The following is a 15,281-nucleotide window of genomic DNA, read 5'->3' on the forward strand; positions in this document are numbered from 1 at the left end:
CCCGTCATGGACCTGCTACTCTCCCGAATCGCGAACGAACGCCTGCATCGCGCTATCCCCGGCGGTGCGCACACCTACGCCAAAGGCGAGGATCAATACCCCGAACATCTCGCACCGGTCATCTCGCACGGCCGCGGCGCGTACGTCTGGGACGTCGACGGCAACCGCTATCTCGAGTACGGCTCCGGCCTGCGCGCGGTCAGCCTCGGCCACGCCCATCCACGCGTGACCGCCGCCGTGCGCGACGTGTTGGAGCGGGGCAACAACTTCGTCCGTCCGTCCATTGTGGAGCTTGAAGCGGCGGAGCAGTTCCTGGCGACGGTGCCGACCGCGGACATGGTGAAGTTCGCGAAGAACGGCTCCGACGCGACGACCGCCGCCGTCCGGCTCGCCCGCGCCGCGACCGGACGGCCGCTGGTCGCCCAATGCGCCGACCACGCGTTCTTCTCCACCGACGACTGGTTCATCGGCACGACCCCGATGTCGGCCGGAATCCCGGCCGCGACGATGGCGATGACCGTGCCCTTCCCGTACGGCGATCTTCCGGCGACCGAGCAGATGCTGCGCCAGTTCAGCGGGCAGGTGGCGTGCCTGATCCTGGAGCCCACCAAGGGAGTGGACCCGCCGGACGGCTATCTCGCCGGACTGCTCGACCTCGCGCATCGGCACGGCGCGCTGGTGATTTTCGACGAGATGATCACCGGCTTCCGGTATTCCGAGCACGGCGCGCAGGGGTTGTACGGCGTGACGCCGGATCTCTCGACGTTCGGCAAAGCGCTCGGCAACGGCTTCGCGGTCTCCGCGCTGGCCGGTCGGCGGGACTTGATGGAACTGGGCGGCCTGCGCGATTCGCGCGAGCGGGTGTTCCTGCTGTCGACGACGCACGGCGCGGAGACCTCGTCGCTGGCCGCGGCGATGGCGGTGATGGAGGCCTACGCCGCGGAGGACGTGACGGCTCGACTGCACGCGCTCGGGGCTCGGCTGGCCGCCGGCGTGACCGAAGTGGCGGTCGCGCACGGGGTCGGCGAGCAAGTGCTGGTGCGGGGGCGGTACAGCAATCTGGTGTTCGCGACCCTCGACGCGGATGGCCAGCCGTCGCAGGAGTATCGGACGCTGTTTATGCGGTGCCTGTTGGAGAACGGGATCCTGGGTCCGTCCTTTGTGGTCAGTGCGGCGATGACGGAGGAGGACATCGACCGGACGGTGGAGGCGGTCGCTTCGGCGTGCGTGGTGTACCGGAAGGCGCTGGAGGAGGGGGATCCGTCGCCGTGGCTGGGCGGGCGGCCGGTGAAGCCGGTGTTTCGGCGGAAGGCTTAGCGGTCTTGGACAGAGTCCGTGAGGGGAACCCTGGGGGAATCTAGTTCCCTCAGGGTTCCCCTCACAGACCGCCCACCGTCGCCCGCGCTGCTGGCAGCAGCTGCGACGGTTAATGGGCTATCGCAACGGCGACACCTCACCCAGCTTCGCGAGGTCGTGCGGCTCCAGCAGGATCGACCAACCCAGCATCTGTCCCGAGTTCGCGTCGACGGTGACCGTCAGCACGTTCCCTCTAGGCGCCTTGCTTCCCCTGGGAATCTTCGCGGCATATCCGACAAACTCCCCCGTCATCTGAATCAGATAAACCGGGTCGTTAGTCTTGGGCTGAGTTCCGTCAATGGGCGCGAGCGACGTGCGGTCCGTTTTAACATATTCAATTCCGGCAGGGTTGTTCTCATTATTTGCGGCAGCCAGCCTCTTCGCTATCGCCAGCAGTGCGGCGGAAGCAGGAGGTTGTGCATTGCTTTCGGCAGGCATCTACCGGTCCGCGACCCGGTCCACCCAGTACCCCGTGACCGGCACGACCGCCAGCGCCACACCGAAGCCACCGATCGTGTCGGTCGGGTAATGCGCCCCCAGCCCAACCTCCGCCCACGCCATCAGGAAACCAGCCACCAACGCAAGCCCCAGCATCCACGCCACCGCGGCAAACCGACTCAACCGTCCAGCCAGCACGTAAGCGCCAGTCAGCGCCAAGGCAGTCGCGAAAGCAGTGTGACCGCTGGGAAACGACAGATAGCTGCCATGGATAGTCCGCCCGGTCAACGGCTTCAGCACCGAGGTCACCACGACCGTGAGACTGCAGCCGACCACCGCCAACACCGCCGTTCGAGGCCGGTGTGTCAGCAGACAGCCGCCGATTACCAGGAGCAGGATCAGCACCGCGCCCAGTGGTTCGCCGCAGAAGTCGATCGCCGTCGCGAAGTACCACCATGGGTCGGGGATGAGGTCCGGGCCGGGCAGGAGCGGGGCGTCGAACGCGCTCGGCGCCGAGTGTCCGGCGAAGCGGATGCCCAGCGCGATCAATGTCAGGAGCCCGAGCACGGCCAGGACCAGCGATGGCGTGCGCAGAACGACCGGAAGCGCTCGGGGCGAGGTCTTCAGTCGGTCGCGCACAACTTCCTTCATACCGCGGCGATCGCTTCCTCGTAGCCGTCGAGCAGCCGTTTCAGCCCGACTTCCGGGGTGAAGTCCGCGTCGTACCGTTGCCGCGCGGCCTCGCCCATCTTCCGGTTCAGCTCGGTGTCGGCAACTTCAAGGAGCGAAGAAGCGAGCGCCGCCGCGTCGCCGGGAGGGTGCAGCAAGCCGGTGACACCGTCGGTGACCAGCTCTTCAAATGCCCCGTGCGCGGGCGCGACCGTCGGCACCCCCGCGGCCATCGCCTCCACGACCACGAGCCCGAACGCCTCCAGCCACGTCGAGGGCACCACGACCGCCGCCGCTCGGGCGATCAGTTCCTGGCACGAAGCCCGGTCCTGGAGGCCGACGTACGACACGTTGTCCCGCCCAGCAGCCCACGCCGCGACGTCGTCGGACAGCGGGCCGGTCCCGGCGATCAGCAACGGGAGTTTGCCGGAGTACTGCTCCCACGCCGCTTTGAGCAGCGGGACGCCTTTCTCCTCGGTGAGCCGTCCGAGAAACAGGAGGTGCTCGCCGTCGCCGACGCGCCGCCGCCCCTCGTCCGGGACGAAGTTGTGCTTCACGGTCATCCGCGCGGCCGGCAGTCCCGCGTTCACGAGAAGCCGGCGCTGCGCGTCCGAGATGCAGAAGAACCGGGTCACGCCGGTCCGCCAGCGGTCCCGGTTGACCATCAGGTTCACCGCCATCGGCACGGTCGCGGCGGCCGAATCGCGGTAACAGCCGTGCCGGACCGCGGGGACGGGCAGGCCGCCGACGCAGTCGGTGCAGATCCGGCCGTCGCGGTAGAGCGTGCCGGGCGGGCAGACGAGGCCGTAGTTGTGCAGCGTCGCGACCACCGGCACGCGCGCGTCGGCGCACGCGGCCAGCACCGACGGGGACAGCAGCGGGAAGGTGTTGTGGACGTGCACGACGTCCGGCCGCTCCCTGTGCAGCCACGCCCGCAGCTCCGTCCGCGACGAGCGGTTCCACGGCACCTGCAGAGGCACCAACGCCTTGCGCGCCAACGGCATCGAAGCGATGTCGTCGCTGTGCCGCTCGAACCGCTGGACGTCGATCCCGGCCGAGGACAGCAGCGCGACCTCGGCGTCGACCACGTTGTTCTCGCCGCTCGGCTGCTCCGACCGATAGCGGTTGTGCACCACCAGAACCTTCACGCCAGCTTCTCCCTCGCTGGAGCCTCGCCCGCGGCCAGCAAGGACGCGGCCACCGCCAAATGCAGCAGATACGGCGACGCGTCGCCGAGCCCGGCTTCGGTGTAGGACGCGGAAATGACGTAAGCGATCAGGAAAATCGCGCTCGCCCGAGCCACCGACGGCGGCCGCAGCACCGCGATCGCGACCAGCACGAGCAGCATCGCGGCGACGATCCCGATCCCGACTAAGCCCTGCTCGTGGTAGATCGCGAGCCAGCTGTTGTCGATCGGCAGGCCGTCGTAGGACTTGTCGGTGAGGCCGACGCCGAAGATGTACTCGAATCCGGTCCGCGGCGCGGACAGCAGCGCGTCCCACACCTTCGCGCGGCCGGTCAGGCTGGAGAAATCGTCGGTGCTCTGCCCGCGCAGGAACCACGCCTGCAGCAGGCCGCCCAGCACCACCGCGGCGAAACCGGCCACGAGCACGATCCAGGCGAACACTTTGCGCGCCCGCGCGCTGACCAGCCCCATCGACAGCAGCGCGACGATCAGCCCGGCGACGAGCCCGAGCGTCGCGGTGCGGGTGTGCGTGAGCAGCAGCAGCCCGAGCGACGGCACGACGACGAGCAACGCGCTCTTGGCGTCCGTCCGTTTGCCGAGCCACATCAGCACCGCGAGCCCGGCGATGACCGCCGCGTACTGCCCGACCTGCGGCGGCGTCAGCGGCCACACCGCGCCGGAAAGCCGGCCGCCGTAGATGTCCGGCATCGCCTTGCCCGGGGCGATCGCCAGGCCGAGCACGACCGACAGCAGCACCGCGCCGAACATCCGGATGTGCGCCCGCACGAACGCGAACGACCCGTCCCACCAGCCGCTGAGCAACCAGAGCGTCGCGACGAACACCGTGAACCGGAAGCACCGGAACAGCGAGCCGTACCCGGATTCCAGGTGGACGCTGGCCACGATGCTCGTGAGCAGCAGGAAGGTCAGGAGCAGCAGGTACGCGCTCGGCTTGATCCTGATCCGCAGGTTCAGCACCAGGGCGAGCAGGAACGCGGTCATCAGCGCGCCCATGGTGACCAGCTGGATCACCGTGCGCGGCAACGGGATCACCGTCTGCGCGCCGGTCGAGCCGAGGGTGTTGAGGATGAGCAACGCCCAGGCCGCGCCGACCGCTTTCGGCACCGATTTCGTTTCGGCGGGCAGCGTGGCGGTCAGTTCGGCCATGTCAGCCGCCTCCCTTGGGCTGGTAGCTCGAATTCGCGTCCTGGTGATACGGCGCGCTCTGCCATTCGCCGATGCCGACGATGTTGCTCATTTCCTTGGCGACGAACGTCCACGGCCCCGCGTAAGCATTGTCGTGCCAGGAATTGTCCTGCTGGAACGTGATCGCCTGCTGGATCACCGCGCCCTGGTACGGCGACCAGTTCGGGTAGCTGCCGAAATTCGACAGCACGCCCATCCGGCCGCACACCTCCTCGCAGCCGAGCGCCTTCGAGTTGAGTGTGAACTGGTTGTGCTCCACCACGACCCGCTGCGTCTTCCACCGACAGTCGCTGTACAGCGGTTTCTGCGAGATCGCCGGCGCGGAACAGGTCGAGACGTTCGGCACGAGCTTCGTGCACGAGCCGCTGGAGGTGTTGGCCGGGCTGTTGCAGAACCGGTCGGCGTTCTCCCACAGGATGATGCCGTTCCAGTTGTCCTGAAGCATGTTTCCGGAGATTTCGAGATTGCTCGTCCGGGCCTTCAGCCGCGGTTCGCCGCCGGACTCGGAAATATATATCGTCGCGGCCGGGAACGGATCGCCGCGGTCGGCGTGCGCGCGGCCGTCGAGCAGGTTGTTGCGGCGGATCGTGTTGTTGCGGATGATCGCGTTGTAGCTGGTTTCGTAAATGATCGCGGCGCTGTCGTTGTTCTCGATCAGGTTGCCCTCGATCAGGAAATCGTTGTTGTTCGTGTCGGCCCACAGCCCGGTGCCGCGGTTGTCGTGCACCCAGTTGCCGACGACGTCCGCGCCGTCCACCGCCCAGAACTTCATGCCGCCGGTGCAGCCGCACCCCGAGACCTTGGTCTCCCAGTTCCCGGTGTTGTTGCCGGTGATCTCGGTGCCGCGCAGCACGAGCCCGGTCACCACGGCGTTGCCGGAGTAGGCGTTCATGCCGTACTGGCCGTTGCGCCGCAGGCAGCTGTCGAGCACCTGCTGCCTCGGCCCGGCCATCAGCCCGGCCCCGTCGTTGTCCTGCACGGTCAGGTGCTGGATGACCCAGCCCTGGCCCGAATCGTGGTTGACCACACCCTCGTCGCGCGGCGCTTTAAAGCCCTGCACAGTGAACGATTCGAGCCGGACGTCCTTGCCTGGACCGGCGAAGGCGTACCGGTTGTGCTTGCCCCCGTCGAACACCGCGCCGGGAGCGCCGAGGTAGACGTCGCCGTCCTTCGGCTGGACCTGGGCGTACTCGTCGTCCGTGAGCCGGTGCGTGCCGGGCGCGAGCCAGAACGTGGTGCCCGCCGGGGAGTTCTTCGTCTTGGCCGACAGGTCGTCCACCACTGCCGGATCCACCTGGACGGCGCCGGCGGGCGCGGTCGCCGGACCCGGCCGCGCGTGATCGCAGACCGCGGCGACCGGACCCTGCGGCGAAGTCGATCCGGCGACCGGAGCGGGCGCGGCTCCGGACGAACTGCACGAAGCCAGGGCGAGCGGGAGCAACGCTCCCAGCAGCGGCGCCAAAATCCTTCGCACGGTGGATCCTCTCGACATCAGGGCAGGCGGAGCACGGTGGTCAGCGGCCCGGTGACCCGGCCGGAGCCGACGAGCGTCGTGGCGGGTTCGCGACGGCCGAAGCCGGGCGAGTACCAGCCCAGCGGCGGATTCACCTCGCCTCGGTGCGCGGTCCAGGCGAGCTGCGGCGGAAGTTCCAGCGTCGCGGTACGGCCGGGCCAGGCGAGCTGCGCGGTGTTTCCCTCCAGCTCGACGGCCAGCAGCGGGCCGAGGTGGAAGGCGAGTTTGGCGGGACCGCCGCCGGTCACCTCGTCGACCACGGTCAGCGTCCGGCCGGCCAGCTCGACGGTACGGCGATGCAGTGCCGGGGCGTAACCGTCGTGCTCGGCCTGCCATTGGGTGGGCGTCGCGGCGAGGGTGCCCGAGTTGGCGTGCCGGGTCCACAGGAACGGGCCGCCGGAGGTCGACTGGTCGACGCCGCCGAGCTGCAGCGTGTTGTGGCCGAGCGTGGAACGGAAGTACGCACGCCACTCGGGTTCGCCGTGGTAGCAGTACGTTCCCGGATCAGCGAGGATGTCGACGCCGTCGTGCCGGACCTCAATGGACAACGCGTCGGCGTGCGCGTGCGCGGCGATGGCGAGGAAGCCGTGCGGACCGCTGTCGCATCGACACCAGATCTCCGGGCCGTTGTCGCTGCGCAGGATGGTCATGCCCGCGTCGGAGAAAACCGGGCGCTCGCGGGCGTTGTCGAGGTGCGGCACTCGGGAACGCAACGCCGTGAACAATGCCGTGCGCACGTCGTCGGCGGGCAGCTTCGGCCACCATTCCGCGCGGCCGAACAGGGCGTCGCCGGAGGCCAGCAGGGAATGCCAGCGGTCCGTCTCCGGTCCGTCCACGACCAGGCCGTAGCCGTCGTCGGCGTCGCCTTGGCGCGGCGGGCGTCCGGCACAGTCCACAATGGCCGCGAGCGCGTCGCACATCGCCCGCAGTTCGAGCCAGGTCGAGCGCGGCAGCCGTGGCCCGGCCTCCAGCGCGGCGGCGAGACCCAGCTCCAGCACGAGACCGTGGTACTCCGTGGCCAGCTCGCGGTTCAGGCCGGAGGTGAAGGTGTTGGCCCGCAGATGCGAGTCGAACGAGCGGGCCGCGTCGCTTCCCCACCGAGCCGACTCCGGGAACCAGTCGAACGCGCACGACGCCGCCAGTTGTCCGGCCGTCTCGGCGAGCACGTGGTTGTTGGCCGAAGTACCCCGGCTCGGGAACGCCGCCAGCCACCGCTGGTGATGCCAGATCTGCCGCAGCGCCACGGGATTGTCCTCGAACAGCCCCGGCGCGCCGGACCAGCCGTCCAGCAACCGGCGCACCCACACCCAGGACAGCAGCCGGATCCCCAGCTCGATCCCGCTCAGCCAGTGCACGCCGCGCATCGGCGGATTGGCCGCCCACCACGACTTCAGGTGGTCGGCCACGCGGTGTGCGTAACGGTCGTCGCCGGTCGCCCGGTACGCCGCGGCCAGCACGGTCAGGTGCTGGTGCCGCGAGGGTTCCCAGATCTGCTTGATGTCGCCGATCGCGTTCTCGTCGCGGTACGGGATGTCGAAGGAGTACCGGTCCCCCGGCGCGCGACGGCCGGTCTTCGGATCGAACGCCCAGTCCGGCGCGACCAAATCGTCCCGCGCGACGCCGAAGTACTCGGCGTGCCCGTCCATCAGCCGATCCGCCGCCGCGATCAGCCTTTCCCTCCCGGTCGCGGGTACCTCGGGCTCGGCGGGCCAGGCCGGGAACGTCCGGGTCGCCGCCCAGGTCGGCTGCCGCTGGGATTCGCCGCGCCATCGCTGCTTGCGCACGACGTCGCCGACCCGGCCGACGATCTCCGCCGGTCCCATCGCGGACAGCCGGCGCAGATACCAGGACGGATCCATCACTGCTCCAACCGCACCGGCGCGCCGGTTTCGAGGCTGCGGTGCACGGCCAGCGTCGCCAGGGTGGTCGACACGAGCGAGTCGAGGCTGATCGGCATCGCGACGCCGGTCTTCAACGCGGTGATGAACGCGTCCAGCTCGGCCTGCTGGCCCTTGTCGCGGGCCTTCGGCAGCCGCGAACTGGTCCAGCGCTTGCGCCCGAACACCGAGGCGCGGACGAAATCGTCGAATTTCAGCACCTTGCCGTCGGCGAGCACCTCCAGCGTTTCCTTGGGAAACGCCGTGCTGCCGCTGGTGATGTAGCTGATCGACGCCGTCGAGCCGTCGGCGTAGCGCAGCAGCACCTGCAGGTCGTGGTTGCCGGGAGTGCCGGTGGCGTAGACCGAAACCGGGTCGCTGCCGAGGAACCAGCTGACCGTGTCGATAAAGTGCCCGCCCTCGCCGACGAACCGGCTGCCCTCGGAATCAGCCTGGTTGTACCAGCTGTTCGCGTCGAGGCGGCCCGCGTTGACCAGATACCGCACCGAAGCCGGGCCGACGCGCGGGCCGAACTGGTTTTTCGCCTCGACCAGCAGCGGCGCGAACCGGCGGTTGAACCCGACCTGCAGCCGGTTGTTTCCCGATTCCGTCACCGCGTCCACGACGCCGCGCAATTCCTTCTCCGACAACGCGAGCGGCTTCTCCACGAAGACCGCCTTGCCCGCCAGCAGCGCCCGCCGGGTCAGCTCGGCGTGCGAGCTGTGCCGGGTCACCACGAAGACCGTGCTGACCTGGTCGTCCTCCAGCAATGCGTCCACGTCGGTGCTGGCCGAGACGAAGCCGAACTTGCGCTTCGCGTTGGCTCCGGAGAGCGCGGACGTGGTGACGACGTCGGTGAGCAGCACGCGTTCGTCCCCGGCCAGGTGCGGCAGGATCATCGACGACGCGTAGTTGCCCGCGCCGATGAACCCGATCCGCAAGTCCCGCAACGGGTTCGGCCGGGTTTCCACCGCTGCTACGGCCGGGACCGCGGACACCACGCTGTCGTCCTCGGCGGGCGGCGCATCCGGGTAGCGGAACAGCACCGCGACCGCTTTCAGCTCGCCCTCGTTGAGCGCCCGGTAGGTCTCGACCGCCGCCTCGAAGTCCGCGGTATGGCTGATCAGCGGCGAAACGTCGAGCTTGCCCCGCGCGGCCAGGTCAAGGAAGCATTCGAGGTTGCGGCGTTCCGTCCAGCGCACATAGCCGATCGGGTAGTCGCGGCCTTCCAGCTCGTAGGCCGGGTCGTAGCGGCCGGGCCCGTAGGAGCGGGAGAACCGGACGTCGAGTTCCTTTTCGTAGTAAGCGTTCCACGGCAGGTTCAGCGAGATCTTGCCGATGTCCACCACCCGGCCGCGGTCGCGCGCGAGCCGCGCGGCCAGCTCCACCGGATCGTTCGACGCCCCGCCCGCGGCGAGATACACCTGATCCACGCCATGCCCACCGGACAACTCGGCCACCGCCTGGTCGATCTCGCCGGACGCCGGATGTCCGCAGGCGAGCGCGCCCAGCTCGCGCGCGATTTCGCAGCGCTGCGCGTCCGGGTCCACGCCGACAACGCGCGCACCGGCCGCCACCAGCAACTGCACCACCAGCTGTCCGATCAGGCCGAGCCCGATCACCAGCGTGAGGTCGCCGAGCTGCGGTTCGCCGCGCCGGACACCCTGCATCGCGATCGCGCCGACCGTCGCGAACGCCGCCTGCCGCGGCGAAAGCCCGGTCGGGACCTTCGCGTAAAGGTTCTTCGGCACCCAGTTCAGCTCGCTGTGCAGCGCGTGCTCGTTCCCCGCGCACGCCACGAGATCGCCGACCACGACGTCATCGATGCCCTCACCGACCTGCTCGACCACGCCGCACAGCGAATAGCCCAGCGGCGTATAGGAATCAAGCTTCCCGGACACCTTGCGATAGGTCGCGGCGAGACCGTTCGTCGCGACGCTCTGCATGACCTTCGCGACCTGGTCGGGCCGCGAACGGGCCTTGCCCAGCAGCGACATCCCCGCCTCGGACACCTTCATCATCTCGGTGCCGGTCGAGATCAGCGAGTACTGGCTGCGCACCAGCACGCCGCCCGGTTTGCACGCCGGCACCGGGACGTCGAGCAGGGCCAGTTCGCCGCTCTTGTAGTTCTGCACTACCTGTTTCACTGGACTCCTAGCCGCTCTCCGCGGAGGGCCCCGCGGTACCAGTACTCGAGGGTCAGCACGTGCCAAAGATGTTTCGCGCGGTCCTCGCGCCCGGCGGCGTCCTCGGCCACCAGCTTGCGCAGGGCGTCGCGCTGCAGGAAACCGGACTCGACCAGCACGCCGTCCTCGATGACCTCCCGCACCAGCGGCGCGAGGTCCCGGCTCATCCACGCCCGCAGCGGCGCGCTGAACAGGCCCTTCGGCCGGTACACGATTTCGTCGGGCAGGATCGCCGTGGCCGCTTTCTTCAACGCCACCTTGCCTTGGCGTCCGGCGATCTTCTCCCGGCCGGGCACCCGGAACGCCGCCCGGACGACCTCGATGTCCACAAAGGGCGTTCGCACCTCGGTGGAAGCGGCCATAGTGGACCGGTCGGTGTAAGCGAGATTCAAGCCCGGCAAGAACATTCGCGCGTCGGCCAGGCACATTCGGTTGACCTGGTCGGTCAGCTTCGTGTCGTAGTAGATATCGGCGTGCTCGGTGAGCACATCGTCCACTTCGGACTGGAGATCCGGCGAAACCAGGTCGAGCAGCTCAGCCCGGTCGTACATGGTGTAGCTGCGCCGGAACGCCGGTTCCTCCGGAAGGTCCGCAAAGGACAGAAACCGCTTCGCGAACCGCACCGACCGATAGCCGCGCGTGGAGGACGCGACCGGCAGCCGGTCGACCGCCGCCCCGATCGCCCGCCGCGCCACGCCGGGCACCCGCCGGTACCGCAACGCCAGCAGGTTCGCCAAATGCTTGCGATACCCGGCGAACAGTTCGTCCGCGCCCATTCCGGAAAGCAGCACCTTCACGCCGGCCTCGCGCGCCGCCGAGCAGATCAGGTACGAGTTGATCGCAGCCGGGTCGCCGATCGGTTCGTCCAGGTAATGCGTCATCCGCGGCAGCAGATCCTGGACGTCCGGCGCGATCTCGATCTCGTGCAGGTCCACGCCGAACTGGCGGGCGACGATGCGGGCGTAACGCAGGTCGTCCGGCATTGCCTCGAATTTCGCGTCCTCCGGACGGAAACCGATCGTGTAAGCCGAAATCCCCGGCTGCTCGCGCGCGGCCAGCGCGGTGAGGTAGCTGGAGTCGAGGCCGCCGGAGAGGAAGGTCGCCACCGGGACGTCGGACAGCAGATGCTTGCGGGTGGAATCCTCGACGACCGCGTGCAGGTCGACCTCGCCGTGATACGCCGCGCCTTCCTCGGCGACCTGACGAAGCGACCAGTAAGTACCGGTGTCCGTGCTGCCGTCCGGCCGGAACCGCAGCCAAGTGCCCGGCGACAGTTTCTCCGCCTCGCGGTAAGCACACCGGCTGTCCGGGACCCAGTAGTACAGCAGCGAAGCGATCATCGCGGCCTGGTCCACGTGCAATGTGTCACCGAGTTCGCGAGCCAGCGCCTTCAGCTCCGACGCGAACACCACTCCGCCCCCGCGACGCACGAAGAACAGCGGCTTGATGCCCAACTGGTCCCGCACGAGCACCAGCTCACCAGTGCGTTCGTCGTATACCGCGAAGGCGAACATCCCGCGCAGCCGCGGCAGGCAGTCCGTTCCCCACTCCCGCCAGGCCCGCAGCAGCACCTCGGTGTCGGAGGTGCCGCGAAACCGGACCCCGGCGGCTTCGAGTTCGGCCCGCAGCTCCGGCGCGTTGTACAGCTCGCCGTTGTAGGTCAGGGCGAGGCCCTCGGCCGTCATCGGCTGCGCGCCGGTTTCCGAAAGGTCCACGATGGACAACCGCCGATGTCCTAAGTGGACGTTCCGGTGGTCGTAGCGGCCGTCGCCGTCCGGACCCCGGTGCGCGAGGCACTGGGTGAGCCGGTCGGTGAGCGGGCCGCCGTCCGGCCAGCTGTACGCGCCCGCGATGCCGCACATGCGCTTCGTCCCCCTAGCTTTCCTGTACGGGTTTGAGCCGTCTCGTCGGCGCGTCCGGGTCCACCGGCGACGGCGGACGGGTCCGGTCGAGCGGACGGCGCCTGCGTTCGGGCTTCACCGGCCACTCGATCGGCTTGGTTTCGTCGCGCAGTTCCAGTTCGACGACATCGGCCTGTTTCTTCGCGACCACGGCCGCCCGCCCGCGCAACGCCGTGTGCAGCCCGTCCCAGAGCGTGCCGTCGGTGCGGTCCTTCGGATCCGGATCGACCAGCACCACACCGAGAATCGGCACGCCGCAGTCGGCGAGCTGCCGCGCGACGGTGTGCAGCCACTGCGAGTTCGCGAACCCGGCGCGCACTACGAGCACGGCCTCCGCGCCAAGCGCCGACAGATCGGTCCACGCCGTTCCCGGCGAGGCCGTACCGACCCCGACCCGGCGCACCGCCCGCGCCACCGCCGGGTCGCCAGCCTCGACGACCTGGACGTTCCCCTCCACCGGCAGCCGCGACACTTCCTTGCCCGGCAGGTCGTCCACGAGCACCACCGGTCCGTCCTCGGCCAGCGAACGGCCGAGTTCCACCGCCAGCTCCGCCGCGGTCGTAGCCGCGCCGACCTCCAGCAGCGACAACGAAGCCCGGTCCTCCCGCGCGGCCCGCGCAAGCGTGAGCGCGACCCGGCTGGACTCGGTAACGGCCTTCGACCGCCGCCACAACTTCGCCGGGCCGATCGGCTTCACCCCGACCTGCGCGATCACCGAAGCCCCGAGGTGCTGCGAAATTTCGCGGCGCAACACCGGCCGGTCCCGGACCAACGCGGACACCGCGGCGAAAGCGAGCCCGAGCGCGAGGCCCAAGGCCAGCCCGACGCCGCCGTCCGTGCCGTAGGTCTTCAGCTTCGACACCGGCTGAACCGCCGGCGCGTCCACGATCTGCGTCCCGGCGATGACCTCCGGCGACCCGATCCCGGCCTGCTGCGCCTGGTTCTGCAGATCGGCGATCTTCGACACCAGGTTCGCGCGCTGCGTATACAGCTGCTCCAGCGCACCAGCGTTGGAGTTACGGCCCTTCGCGACCTCGGTCGCGGCCTGGTTGTCGATGTCGGCCAGTTGCGCCTGCGACTGATCCCGCTGCTGCAGCAACGCTTTCGAGCGCCCGTTCGCGGCGGCTTGGGTGCGTGCCGTGTGGTCGGCGATGAACGCGTCCGCGAGCGCTTTCGCCTTCGCGACCGCGTCGTCCTTGGTCTTGCCTTTGACCGTCACCTGCATGACGTTGTTGGTGAGACCGAGCCCGGCGTAGTCCTTCAGGAAATCCGACGGAGACTCGGTGTTGTTGATCCGTTTCAGCGCGGCCGCCGCCATGTTCGTCGTCGAAAGCACGGCGACGTCGGTGCGCATCAGCGTGCCGCTGTCGGTCGGCGAGTCGTCCGGGTGGATCACCATGATCTTCGTGACCGCAGTGGGCGGCGCGGGCAGAAAGATCGCCACCGCACAGCCGAGGACCAACCCGGCCAGCGCGGTCGTCAGCCAGAACCGCCGCTTGCGCCGCAGCGCGACCACCAGCCGTTGAAGATCGACCAGCGGCTGGACCTGCCCGGCGCTCATCGCGCACCCGCCAGCTCGTCGGTGCGCTGCTTGGCGGCCGGCTTTTGCTTCGGTCCGCCGGCGACGTGCACTTCCCTAGCCAGCACGGCGCCGAGAATTTCGTGCCCCGAGTCCGCGCAAGCCTCCGCAATCGAAACCAGTTCCCACGCGTTGCGCGTGCCGAGCGAGACCACCACGAGCACCCCTGCCGTTCCGTCCGGCACGATCGGCTGCGCCCCGGGTACCACCTCGATTTCGGTCACCGTCACCTCGACGCGGATGCGCTCGCCACGAGCCGTGCCGGCGAACTGCTCCGCGACGTTCCGTGCCGAGGCGTCCCCGCGCGGAACCAGGACGAGCAGCCGCAACACTCCGTCGCGATCCGCGCCCAGCCGCGCGAGCACGCGGCGGTACCGCACCTCCCGTGCCGCGTCATCGGCCGACGACGCCACCTCGGGCAGGTTCCACGGCCGCTCGTTCCCGACGGCCTTCCGCCACCATTTCGCCGGTGCGTCCGAGACCGCCGGGGTGTCGATGCTCGCCAGCACCGGAGCACCCAGCGCGGCGCCGATTTCGCTTTCGCTGCGCGGCCTCCGGTCGGTCCTCGCGCCGAACAGGTAAGCCAGGATCCCGATCACGAAGAACAGCACCGCGCCGCCGACCGTCAGCTGCGGGAACGTCGGCGCGGACGGCGAGGACGGCCGTTCGGACGGGCCGAGCACGACCATGTTGCCCGCGCCGGTCGCCGCGTCAGCCGCGTTGAGGTTGTTGACCGCCTGCTCCAGCGCCGTCCGCAACCCCTGCAGCGTCGTGCGCGCCTGCACGCCCTCGACGGTGTCGCCGTTCGCCACGGACTTCGACAGGTCGAGGATCCGCTGGTTGGTCTGCGCGATCTGCTGCCGCAGCGATTCCTTCTGCTGTTGCGCGAGTTGCGCGGCCTGGTCCGCGGAATTTCCGAGCAATTGCGTCGAATACTTCACGAACTCGCCCGCGACCTGGTCGGCCAGCTGCTGCGAGCGCTCCGGAGTGGAGCCTTTCGCGGTAATCGTCACGACATTGCCCTGCGCCACCGACGCGGCGACCGATTTCTGCAAATCCGTCCCGCGAATTCCGAGCCCCAGCGCCGCGGACGCCCGGTCGAGCACCACCGAACTCGTCGCCACCTGCGCCTCGGTCAGCAGTTCGTCCGGCTGCCTAGGTCCCTGCAGCAACACGCTGGCCTGCGCCTCGTACCCCGGCGACAGCACCACGGAAGCCCCGGCCCCCACACCCGCGCCGACGACCGCGAGCAGCAACAGCGCTCGCCAGCGTCGGCGCACCACCTTCCCCACGACAGAGAGGCGTACTGTTTCGTCACTCAAAACCAGGTCTCCCCTCACGGGCCGACGCACGGGTCATTGACCCCGTCG

At 69.1% G+C, this 15,281-nt stretch carries 11 protein-coding genes; 1 reads left to right on the forward strand and 10 read right to left on the reverse strand.

The window, feature by feature from the left end; genetic code table 11:
- Positions 1–6 precede the first annotated feature (6 nt).
- Positions 7–1,317 carry a glutamate-1-semialdehyde 2,1-aminomutase gene (locus ACZ7OI_RS42885; RefSeq protein ID WP_470269835.1) on the forward strand — a complete coding sequence of 437 codons (1,311 nt, stop codon included), beginning with the start codon at positions 7–9 and terminating at the stop codon, positions 1,315–1,317.
- Between the two features lie 117 nt (positions 1,318–1,434).
- Here the strand turns inward: ACZ7OI_RS42885 and ACZ7OI_RS42890 are convergent, their stop codons facing one another.
- From ACZ7OI_RS42890 to ACZ7OI_RS42935, 10 genes are read right to left on the reverse strand one after another with little or no spacing between them, the layout of a single operon-like run.
- Positions 1,435–1,794, reverse strand: coding sequence for a hypothetical protein (locus ACZ7OI_RS42890; RefSeq protein WP_470269837.1), 360 nt, complete (start codon positions 1,792–1,794; stop codon positions 1,435–1,437).
- On the reverse strand, positions 1,795–2,433 hold the full coding sequence (locus ACZ7OI_RS42895; protein ID WP_470269838.1) for a phosphatase PAP2 family protein: 639 nt from the start codon (positions 2,431–2,433) through the stop codon (positions 1,795–1,797).
- 8 nt (positions 2,434–2,441) lie between these two features.
- Positions 2,442–3,611, reverse strand: a complete 1,170-nt coding sequence (locus ACZ7OI_RS42900) for a glycosyltransferase family 4 protein (protein ID WP_470269839.1) — start codon at positions 3,609–3,611, stop codon at positions 2,442–2,444.
- The gene (locus ACZ7OI_RS42905) at positions 3,608–4,816 is read right to left on the reverse strand and encodes an O-antigen ligase family protein (RefSeq protein ID WP_470269840.1); all 1,209 of its coding nucleotides are present in this window, start codon (positions 4,814–4,816) and stop codon (positions 3,608–3,610) included. The genes ACZ7OI_RS42900 and ACZ7OI_RS42905 overlap by 4 nt, the downstream gene beginning before the upstream one ends.
- Position 4,817: 1 nt before the next feature.
- Positions 4,818–6,347, reverse strand: a complete 1,530-nt coding sequence (locus tag ACZ7OI_RS42910; protein ID WP_470269841.1) for a right-handed parallel beta-helix repeat-containing protein — start codon at positions 6,345–6,347, stop codon at positions 4,818–4,820.
- Positions 6,347–8,227, reverse strand: a complete 1,881-nt coding sequence (locus tag ACZ7OI_RS42915) for an alginate lyase family protein (protein ID WP_470269842.1) — start codon at positions 8,225–8,227, stop codon at positions 6,347–6,349. The genes ACZ7OI_RS42910 and ACZ7OI_RS42915 overlap by 1 nt, the downstream gene beginning before the upstream one ends.
- Positions 8,227–10,392, reverse strand: a complete 2,166-nt coding sequence (locus tag ACZ7OI_RS42920) for a bi-domain-containing oxidoreductase (RefSeq protein ID WP_470269843.1) — start codon at positions 10,390–10,392, stop codon at positions 8,227–8,229. The genes ACZ7OI_RS42915 and ACZ7OI_RS42920 overlap by 1 nt, the downstream gene beginning before the upstream one ends.
- Positions 10,389–12,293, reverse strand: a complete 1,905-nt coding sequence (gene asnB, locus ACZ7OI_RS42925; protein WP_470269844.1) for an asparagine synthase (glutamine-hydrolyzing) — start codon at positions 12,291–12,293, stop codon at positions 10,389–10,391. Before asnB ends, ACZ7OI_RS42920 begins: the two co-directional genes overlap by 4 nt.
- A gap of 13 nt (positions 12,294–12,306) precedes the next feature.
- A complete protein-coding gene (locus ACZ7OI_RS42930) occupies positions 12,307–13,893 on the reverse strand; it encodes a Wzz/FepE/Etk N-terminal domain-containing protein (protein ID WP_470269845.1) in 1,587 nt (528 codons plus the stop codon).
- Positions 13,890–15,233, reverse strand: a complete 1,344-nt coding sequence (locus ACZ7OI_RS42935; protein ID WP_470269847.1) for a YveK family protein — start codon at positions 15,231–15,233, stop codon at positions 13,890–13,892. The genes ACZ7OI_RS42930 and ACZ7OI_RS42935 overlap by 4 nt, the downstream gene beginning before the upstream one ends.
- Between the last annotated feature and the right edge of the window lie 48 nt (positions 15,234–15,281).

It is taken from the genome of Amycolatopsis sp. NPDC114503, from assembly GCF_055633655.1.